This is a genomic window from Pseudomonas sp., assembly GCF_026224925.1.
Classification (GTDB): domain Bacteria; phylum Pseudomonadota; class Gammaproteobacteria; order Pseudomonadales; family Pseudomonadaceae; genus Aquipseudomonas.
Window position 1 is genome coordinate 1 of sequence record NZ_JAMFRV010000255.1, and the last position, 9,128, is coordinate 9,128.

General features: G+C 56.7%; 8 protein-coding genes and 2 pseudogenes. All 10 read left to right on the forward strand.

The window, feature by feature from the left end; translation table 11 throughout:
- Positions 1–217, forward strand: a pseudogene (locus M0974_RS11110) (hypothetical protein); the annotation flags it as partial.
- A complete protein-coding gene (gene pseC, locus M0974_RS11115) occupies positions 214–1,383 on the forward strand; it encodes a UDP-4-amino-4,6-dideoxy-N-acetyl-beta-L-altrosamine transaminase (protein ID WP_297836198.1) in 1,170 nt (389 codons plus the stop codon). The pseudogene M0974_RS11110 and the gene pseC, both read left to right, overlap by 4 nt.
- A 35-nt stretch (positions 1,384–1,418) precedes the next feature.
- Entirely contained in the window at positions 1,419–2,039 is a 621-nt protein-coding gene (locus tag M0974_RS11120; protein WP_297836200.1) for a pseudaminic acid biosynthesis-associated methylase, read from the forward strand.
- Complete coding sequence (pseF, locus tag M0974_RS11125) at positions 2,036–2,746, forward strand: pseudaminic acid cytidylyltransferase (RefSeq protein WP_297836201.1); 711 nt, start codon at positions 2,036–2,038, stop codon at positions 2,744–2,746. The genes M0974_RS11120 and pseF overlap by 4 nt, the downstream gene beginning before the upstream one ends.
- Positions 2,743–4,251, forward strand: coding sequence for a UDP-2,4-diacetamido-2,4,6-trideoxy-beta-L-altropyranose hydrolase (gene pseG, locus M0974_RS11130; protein ID WP_297836202.1), 1,509 nt, complete (start codon positions 2,743–2,745; stop codon positions 4,249–4,251). Before pseF ends, pseG begins: the two co-directional genes overlap by 4 nt.
- Positions 4,244–5,296, forward strand: coding sequence for a pseudaminic acid synthase (pseI, locus tag M0974_RS11135; protein ID WP_297836204.1), 1,053 nt, complete (start codon positions 4,244–4,246; stop codon positions 5,294–5,296). The genes pseG and pseI overlap by 8 nt, the downstream gene beginning before the upstream one ends.
- Positions 5,297–5,526: 230 nt before the next feature.
- Positions 5,527–6,453, forward strand: coding sequence for a ketoacyl-ACP synthase III (locus tag M0974_RS11140; protein WP_297836206.1), 927 nt, complete (start codon positions 5,527–5,529; stop codon positions 6,451–6,453).
- Positions 6,454–6,548: 95 nt separating this feature from the next.
- Entirely contained in the window at positions 6,549–7,838 is a 1,290-nt protein-coding gene (locus tag M0974_RS11145) for a 6-hydroxymethylpterin diphosphokinase MptE-like protein (RefSeq protein ID WP_297836209.1), read from the forward strand.
- Positions 7,835–8,098: a hypothetical protein gene (locus M0974_RS11150; RefSeq protein WP_297836211.1), complete on the forward strand. Its 264-nt coding sequence runs from the start codon at positions 7,835–7,837 to the stop codon at positions 8,096–8,098. Before M0974_RS11145 ends, M0974_RS11150 begins: the two co-directional genes overlap by 4 nt.
- Positions 8,099–8,376: 278 nt before the next feature.
- A pseudogene (locus tag M0974_RS11155) lies at positions 8,377–9,128 on the forward strand (flagellin); the annotation flags it as partial.

Consider the following 9,128-nt stretch of genomic DNA (forward strand, 5'->3'; position numbering starts at 1 on the left):
CATCGAATTCAAGGATCACTACACCATTCAACCCTCGATTCGCTTCACCAGCGTGGACGTCGACTTTGCCGTTGATGGCTTGGGAGAGCGTGGTGAGGCGGTGGACGAAAACTTTGAATATCGCTCTGATAACAACCCCGAATTTTTGACCATGGGCCAGATATCTGCCCTGCATGACGAACCGCAGGCTAAGCAGTCGGTGGAGCTGCCGGTATGACTCCGTTTTCGATTCCTTATGGACGACAGAACATCGACCAGACGGACATCGACGCGGTGGTGGCAGTTCTCAAATCACCGTGGCTGACTCAAGGCCCTACAGTGGAGCGCTTTGAAGCGGCGCTGGCCGAACGTTGCGAAGCGAGGTTTGCCGTCGCGGTGTGCAATGCCACGGCGGCCTTGCACATAGCTTGTCTGGCTGCTGGGCTGGGTTCGGGTGATTGGTTGTGGACCACGCCCAACACCTTTGTTGCGTCCGCTAACTGCGGGCGCTATTGCGGGGCTGAGGTCGATTTCGTCGACATTGATCCACTGACCTGGAACCTGGATGCCGGCGCCTTGGCAACAAAACTCGAAGCCGCAGAGGGTGCCGGAAAACTACCGAAGGTCGTGGTGGCAGTGGCGTTCTCCGGACAAAGTTGTGACATGCAAGCCATTGCTGCGCTGGCTGAACGCTATGGGTTTACCTTGATCGAAGACGCCTCCCACGCGGTGGGCGCCAGCTATCTGGGGCGTCCGGTGGGTTGTGGCGCCTATGCGGCAATGACAGTGTTCAGTTTTCACCCGGTGAAGATTATTACCTCGGGCGAAGGCGGCACGGTGTTGACCAATCGGCCGGAGTTCGCCGAGCGTTTACGTCGCTTGCGCAGTCATGGGATCACCAGCGATCCGGCGCAGATGTCGGTATCTGACGAGGGTGTGTGGGGTTACCAGCAACTGGAGTTGGGCTTCAACTACCGGATGACTGATCTGCACGCGGCATTGGGCCTGTCGCAGATTGCCAGGCTTGATGGATTTATCGCACGGCGCCGTTGGTTAGCCGCTCGGTATGACGAGCTGTTGACCGGTCTTCCTTTGCAGTTACCCAAGGCCCAGGCCGGCGCTGAGTCGGCGTGGCATTTGTACGTGGTGCGGGTGCGGTTCGATCAGCTTGCTTTGACCCAGCGTGAGCTTTTCGATGGGCTGCGGGCAGCGGGGATTGGCGTAAACCTGCACTACATTCCGGTGCATCTGCAGCCGTATTATCGGGAGTCGGGATTCACCGAGGGCGATTACCCGCAAGCAGAGCGTTATTTCAGCGAGGCGATTACGTTGCCATTGTTCCCGGATCTCACGGACGAGCAGCAAGATTATGTGGTCGAGCAACTGCGCAGGTTGATCGGCTAAGCGCTTGGCGGCGACCCATTGATTGAGAGTGATACATGCGTGAATTAAGTCAGCAAGAACACTTCTGGCAGGGCGAGTTCGGCGACCAATACGCAGGTCGTAATCAGGGTAAGCCGCTGATAGCTGCCAACCTGGCGTTGTTTGCAAAAGCACTGGCGCGTACCTCACGGGTCGCAAGCTTGCTGGAGTTGGGCACTAACACAGGCAATAACTTGCAGGCACTGCACCAGTTATTGCCAGACTGTGCGCTGCACGGTGTCGAAATCAATGCGCAAGCGCAGGCTTACGTACAAGCGCTTGAGATTGCCGATGTTTGGCACGGCTCGCTGTTTGACTATCCACAGCAACGCACCTTCGACCTGGCGTTCACCAAGGGCGTGTTGATTCACCTGGCGCCTGAACTGCTACCGGCGGCCTATGCAAAGCTCTATGCCCTGAGCCGGCGCTATATCTTGATCTGCGAGTACTACAATCCGGCGCCGGTTGAGGTCTCCTATCGCGGTAACAGCGGCAATCTGTTCAAGCGCGATTTTGCTGGTGAGATGCTTGATCGCTACAGCGATTTACACCTGCTGGATTACGGCTTCAGCTATCACCGCGATCCGCTATTTCCTGTCGATGACATCAATTGGTTTCTGTTGGAAAAGCGCCCGTGACAACGGTAGCAATTATTCCGGCCCGGGGTGGCAGTAAGCGGATTGCGCGCAAGAACCTCAAATTGTTCAACGGTCAGCCCATGATCGTTTGGTCGATTCGTGCCGCGCTGAAGTGCGGGCTGTTCGATCAGGTGGTGGTCAGTACCGATGACGAAGAAATCGCCTCGGTGGCCAAGGCTCACGGCGCTCATGTGCCGTTCCTGCGCCCGGCGCACCTGGCTGATGATTTTACCGGCACGGCGGCAGTGATTGTTCACGCGTTGACGACGCTGCAAGAGCAAGGTCAGCGTTTCGATTACGCGTGTTGTATTTATGCCACCGCGCCACTGCTGCAAACCCGTTATTTGCGCGAAGGGCTAAGTCTTCTTGAGCAGCGCCCGGATAAGTCATTCGCCTTTTCCGTGTGTGGTTTTGCGTTTGCCGTGCAGCGGGCCTTGGTCCTGAGCGAGCAGGGCGCCTTACAACCGATGTATCCACAGTACCGGGAAACCCGCTCGCAGGATCTACCGGTCGCCTATCAAGATGCCGGGCAGTTTTACTGGGGGCGCAGCGAGGCGTGGTTGCGCGGCGATGTGTTGTTCTCCGAGCAGAGTGTGCCGGTCATCCTGCCTCGGCATCTGGTTCAGGATATCGACAACCAAGAAGACTGGACCCGAGCTGAGTATCTGTACGCCGCGTTACAAGCCGGCGGGGAGTTGGAACCGTGAAGGTTTTGATCCGTGCTGACGCATCCCACGCCATCGGCAGTGGGCATATCGCTCGCTGCCTGACGCTGGCCACGGTGTTGCGCGACAGCGGCGCGCAGGTAAGCTTTGCTTGCCGTGTGTTGTCGGGGCATTTGCTTGATCGTCTAGACGCCCAAGGTTGGACTGCCTACAGGTTACCGGCTGTTTATGCCGAGGAGGGCGATCTTGGTCAAGACATCCAGGCTGCCGTGCCGTGGCAGGCGGATATTGACGCGCTGCAAACTCTGTTACCGGCAGATGAGCGCTTCGACTGGATCGTTGTCGATCACTATGGTCTTGACCAGCGTTGGCAGACGGCTGCCCGGCAATGGGCGCCAAAGATTGCCGCCATCGACGACCTGGCCAACCGCCCCCACGCGGTCGATTTACTGCTGGACCAGAATTTTAGCGGTACGCCCCAGGCTTATGCGTCTTGGATAACCCCCGACTGCCGAACCTTATTCGGCCCGCGCTTTGCGATGATTCGTGATGAGTTCAAGCGTGGCCCGCGGCCTATCAAGGCACAAGCGCTCAGGGTGCTAGTGAACTTTGGCGGCTTCGACGCAGCGGGGGAAACCTGGAAAGCCATGCTGGCGCTGGACGCGTTTCCTGAGCTGGAAGTCGACTTCGTCGCGGGCACCGGCAATCCGCACTGGGCGCAGATGCAAGTCATGGCAGGCGCTCGCTCCGCGTGGCATTTGCAAGCCCATACAGAACGATTTGCCGAATTGATGGCGCAGGCCGACCTGTTTATCGGGGCCGGCGGCGGCACCAGTTGGGAGCGGGCAGCGCTAGGGCTGCCGACGATTTGTATTGCGGTGGCGGCTAATCAACAGGCCAATGCTGAGGCGTTGGCCGCGATTGGTGCGCACCTGTATTTGGGACCCTGCGAAACGGTTTCCGTGGTGGCGTTGCAGCAGGCCATTGCTGTGCTGGTGGCGAATTATGGGTTGCGACACAGCTTTGCCGAGCGCTCGCACCGGCTGGTCGATGGCCAGGGTGCCAGGCGTGTGGCAGCCGCGTTGGCAGGCGAGTGCTTGCAGATAAGACCGGCAACCTTGGCTGATGCCCGCTTGCTTTTCGACGGGCGTAACGCCCAAGCCGTTCGCCACAACTCGGTTCAGTCCCAGCCCATCGAGTGGGGCAATCATTTGGCCTGGTTGACCACCACACTTGCCGATGCCCAGCGTCTGCTGTTGATCGCCGAGGCAGGTGATGGGCCGGTGGGTGTTTTACGCTATGACTTGTCAGGTATTCGGGCGGATGTGTCGATCTATTTGCTTGAAGGACGATTCGGTCTGGGCTGGGGTAGGGCGCTGTTGTTCAAAGGTGAACAATTCGTCAAGTCTCGCTGGCCTCGGCTCTATGCCTTGGACGCTTTAGTCTTACCCGACAATCAGGCCTCGATTAATCTGTTTCGAGAGGCGGGCTATGTTCAAGCTGACTGCCGCTTCGAGCGTGCGCTAAAGGATCACCAGGATGACTAGCTTCAAAATTGGCCAGCGCTCGATTGGTGTCGGATCTGCGCCGTTTGTAATCGCCGAGATGAGCGGCAACCATAACCAGTCACTGGAGGTTGCGCTGCAAATTGTTGAGGCTGCGGCCAAGGCCGGCGCCCACGCCCTGAAGCTGCAAACCTACACCGCCGATACCATGACCTTGGACCTTGATCATGGCGAATTCTTTATCAAGGACCCGGAGAGTTTGTGGGCCGGCACGTCGCTGTATTCGCTGTACGAAAAAGCCCATACGCCCTGGGAGTGGCACGCACCGATTTTTGCCCGCGCCAAAGCCCTTGGCATGTTGGGGTTCTCGACGCCGTTCGATGAAAGCGCTGTGGACTTTCTCGAAAGCCTGGACGTGCCCGCGTACAAGATCGCCAGCTTCGAAAATACAGATTTACCGTTGATTCGCCGAGTGGCCGCTACTGGCAAGCCGATGATCATTTCCACCGGCATGGCCAGCGTCGCTGAGCTGGACGAAAGCGTTCGCGCGGCACGTGCGGCAGGCTGTAAAGATTTAGTCCTGCTCAAGTGCACCAGTACTTATCCGGCTTCCCCTGTGAACAGCCACCTGCGGACGATCCCGCACTTGCGTGAGCTGTTCGGTTGCGAAGTGGGGCTTTCCGATCACTCTATGGGCGTGGGCGTTTCCGTCGCTGCCGTAGCGCTCGGGGCCACGGTCATCGAAAAGCACTTCACGTTGGACCGTTCTGCTGGCGGCGTAGATTCAAGTTTCTCTCTGGAACCGGCTGAGCTGGCGAGCCTGGTGATCGAAACCGAGCGTGCTTGGCAGGCATTGGGCCAAGTGCATTACGGCGTGACGGAAGCCGAGCGCAAATCACTGGTATATCGTCGGTCGCTGTACGTCACTAAGGACATGGCGGCGGGTGAACTGTTCAGTGCCGAGAACGTCAGAGCTATTCGTCCTGGGTTGGGATTGGCCCCAAAACACGGTGAGGCGGTGATTGGCCGAAGGGCTCGTAAGCCGTTGAAACGTGGCACGCCGTTGGGTTGGTCGATGGTCGAATAACCGCTTCCGTCGATCATTCGGCAAAATAGCGTGACCTATGAGTCATAACGGGCATCTTCACTGTATTGTATTGACCGGGGATGACGGCGCCTGGCTCCTGTAAGGGTCCAGTGATAGCCTTTTACTCTCTCTCGTTGTCGCTCCGTGTGGACGGCATAAAATCTCTGTTTGCTGGCACCGTCGCTATTCGGGAGCGGTGTTATGCAGCGGCTCATGATTGGGAAGCCATAATGATTGGCATAAAAAGCATCGCGAGTTACGTGCCCTTGGCTGGCGTCGATAACTACGCACAGGGTGCCAAGTTCGACAAGAACGAAGACTTTATCCTTGGCAAGATCGGTTCTGCATTTTTGCCGCGCAAAGGTGCCGATCAAGAAACTTCGGACCTGTGCGTCGAAGCAGTGAATGCATTATTCGCCAACAATCCGGACCTTAAGCGCGAGTCCATCGATGTGCTGATCGTCGTCACCCAGAACGGTGACGACGAAGGCCTGCCTCACACGGCGGCCATCGTTCAGGACAAGCTGGGTTTGCCGACCACCGTTGCGGCCTTCGATTTATCTTTGGGCTGCTCCGGGTATGTCTACGGCATCTACGCGATCAAGGGCTTCATGGAGGCCACAGGCCTGAAGAATGGCCTGCTGGTCACTGCTGACCCGTATTCAAAAATCGTTGACCCCGATGACCGCAACACCACCATGCTGTTTGGTGACGCCGCCACTGCCACGTGGATGGGCGAAGACGCACCGTGGCAATTGGGTAAAGCCAAGTTTGGTACCGATGGCTCAGGTGCACCGCACCTGAAAGTCACCGACGGTGTGTTTTTCATGAATGGTCGCCAAGTGTTTAACTTTGCCTTGGTCAAGGTTCCTGCACATTTGCACGAGTTGCTCGACGAATCTGGCCTCACGGGCAGCGACATCGACGCTTATTGCATCCACCAAGGCAGCGCAGCGATTGTCGATGCTGTGGCGCGACGCTTTGAAGGCGAGCCAGAAAAGTTCATCAAGGACATGCTTGAGACCGGGAACACCGTGTCGTCGAGTATTCCGCTGTTGCTGGAAAAGCATGTACTGGGTTCGAGCTGGAAACGCGTGGCGATAAGCGGTTTCGGGGTTGGTTTGTCGTGGGGTTCGGCCATTCTTCATCGTCCGTAAGAAACGAGACAGCTAAATAGCGCTCCGGGTGAGGTAACCTTGAGCGCTATTTTTTTGCGCAGCCTTAAGCGGGACAACATGATCAGCGAGGCAGCATGAGTGAACTCTTTCAGCTAAATGCCACAGCCCTTCAGCGTCGCTGGCCGGTGTTATTTTCAAAATTAATGGCCGAAGACCGCAACTCATCTCAAGTTGAATGGGTGCAAGGGCTGAGTTCGACCTTGAGCAGTGCGGGCATCCAACTGACCAGCCGTCATGATCGTGTCGCCGAGGCACGCTTACAGGCGACGACGCTTCCCTTCGAAAGCCCAGTGTTGCACCTGTATGGCACGGGATTGGGCGACTTACAGCAGGTATTGCTTGAGCGTCCCGCCCTAGAGCATCTGCACGTACATGTGCTCAATGGCGCGTTGTTCGCGCAGGTGCTTGAACAGCTGGATCAGACGCCCTGGCTGAGCGATTCACGGGTCGAGCTGTGTTACGCCGCAGACTGCGCGGATATTCAGTTTCCGTTTTTCGCGCTGCCCGCTGAGCTTGAGTTGGCGGATGGCCTAAACGCCAAAATCCGCGATCGGCTGATCAGCGAAGTACACCTGAGTTTCAATAACCGCCATTTTGACCCGCAATCACCCGAGATCCTCCAGCGCCTGCAGGAGAATCTTGAGCGGGTACGCGGCGATGCTGATGTTGCCGAGTTGTTTGATACGCAAGTGGGCCGGGAAATTTATGTGATCGGCACCGGGCCGACACTGGAGCAGCACTTCACAAAACTCCTGGCCATCCGCGCGCAGTCGCCGAGGCCGCTGTTCATCAGCGTCGATACGGCGTATCGGCCGTTGTTGGAACACGGCATCAAGCCGGACTTGGTAGTGACCGTCGATAAAAATATTAGCGTTCGGCACTTGCCGCTAGCGGACTCCGACCTGCCGCTGGTGTACGTGCCCATGAGTGCACCGGACGTGTTACAGGGCTGGAGGGGTAAACGCTACGCCGCTTATTCCGCCAGCCCGATGTATGCAGGGCTGCGTCAGCAGATTAGCAAAGCACAACTCAATGTTGGCGGCAGCGTCATGCACCCGGCAGTGGATCTGGCGGTCAAAATGGGGGCTGCACGGATCACGTTGTTTGGCGCTGACTTCGCTTTTCCCATGAATAAGACCCACGCGGGCTGGAGCGATGGCGACTTGGGCCCCGGCGCGCACTTGGCCACGCATTGGGTGCTCGATGGTCATGGGCAGCGGGTCAAAACGCAACTCAACTTCCGTGGCTATCTGACCGTATTGGAGCGTTACATTGCTGAACACCCGCAGGTTCGCTTTCTGAACAGTAGCCGGGCGGGCGCGATGATCGAGGGCACCACCTATGATCCGGAGTTTTGCCAATGAACGGCGCCGCTGAATTTATCCAGACAGCGCGCCATTGTGCGGGATTGTTTCGGCTGGGGCGTGATGTCGACGCGGCGTTGCGGATGGTCGAGCTATTTACCGTTTTAATGCCCCGTTTTCTTGAACAGCCGCCTGAAGTGCAGCAGGAATGGTTGCGGTTGTTGACGCTGATGTTGTCCTGCCAGGAAACGCGTGACGTGTTGGGATTGGCAGATTATCTGGAATATGAGTTGGTTGACCTGCTGCAAGCTACCGCTTGAATCAAGCTTTCAGATGTCGATCAGCGCACCTTTTCCAACATTTCCTGAATTTATTTAAACGGCTTTTTTGCCAAAAATTAAAACCTTTAAAAATCGACCCTTATAACCAAAACACCCTACATATGTAGGGTGTTTTGACTCTGTAATATCCAAATAATCTTAAAATACCCATTAAAGCCACTTGTTATTTTTCCGATAAACAATTTGTAGGTTTTCAGGCATGCCGGATGCAGCCAGTTTTTTGAAAGCCAGCAGTCTTTATCTTGAGGAATTTCACTATGGCTTTAACCATCAACACCAACGTCGCTTCTTTGTCGGTTCAGAACAGCCTGAGTCTCAGCTCCGATGCGGTGAATACCACGATGTCGCGCCTCTCTTCTGGTCTGCGCATTAACAGCGCCAAGGACGATGCTGCCGGAATGCAGATTGCCAGCCGGCTCACGACTCAAATCAGAGGGATGACCGTCGCCATCAGAAATGCTGGCAACGCCGTTTCCATCGCGCAGACGGTAGAGGGCGCAATGGACAAGTCCGCCAGCCAGCTGCAGCGGATGCGCGAGCTGACAATTCAGGCGCAAAGCGGCAATAACGGTCCTAACGAGCGAATCGCGCTGGACTCCGAATTTGCGCAAAACCTGGCAGAACTGACCCGCGCATCGAAGTCCGTGACCTTCGGCGCGGATTTAAACCTAATGGATGGCAGTGCCGGGACATTGATCTTTCAAGTGGGGGCAAACGCGGGCGCCAACGAAAAAATCAGCCTGACGCTGACCGACGACTACTCATCTGAGGCGATGTTTGTTGCGAGTAAAAATGTAGCGGGGGTGCCGGAAGACGCAACCACTACAGGTTCAAAAGCGATCGTTGCGGGTGAATACACGGCCTTCAAAATTGACGGCAGCGGCAGCCGCAAAACCACGGGTGATGATGTGCTGGAGGCCGCCGCCAAGGATACGAAAGCTGCAGTAGATGTCCTAAAGCAAGAGCTTGCCGCGCTACCCATGCCCGTTACCCCGGCTGCAACGCCACC

Bases quoted from the DNA above. Each gene is read 5' to 3' on its own strand.
- pseC (WP_297836198.1), top strand. From the start codon at position 214: ATGACTCCGTTTTCGATTCCTTATGGACGACAGAACATCGACCAGACG.
- M0974_RS11120 (WP_297836200.1), top strand. From the start codon at position 1,419: ATGCGTGAATTAAGTCAGCAAGAACACTTCTGGCAGGGCGAGTTCGGC.
- pseI (WP_297836204.1), top strand. From the start codon at position 4,244: ATGACTAGCTTCAAAATTGGCCAGCGCTCGATTGGTGTCGGATCTGCG.
- M0974_RS11140 (WP_297836206.1), top strand. From the start codon at position 5,527: ATGATTGGCATAAAAAGCATCGCGAGTTACGTGCCCTTGGCTGGCGTC.
- M0974_RS11145 (WP_297836209.1), top strand. From the start codon at position 6,549: ATGAGTGAACTCTTTCAGCTAAATGCCACAGCCCTTCAGCGTCGCTGG.
- M0974_RS11150 (WP_297836211.1), top strand. From the start codon at position 7,835: ATGAACGGCGCCGCTGAATTTATCCAGACAGCGCGCCATTGTGCGGGA.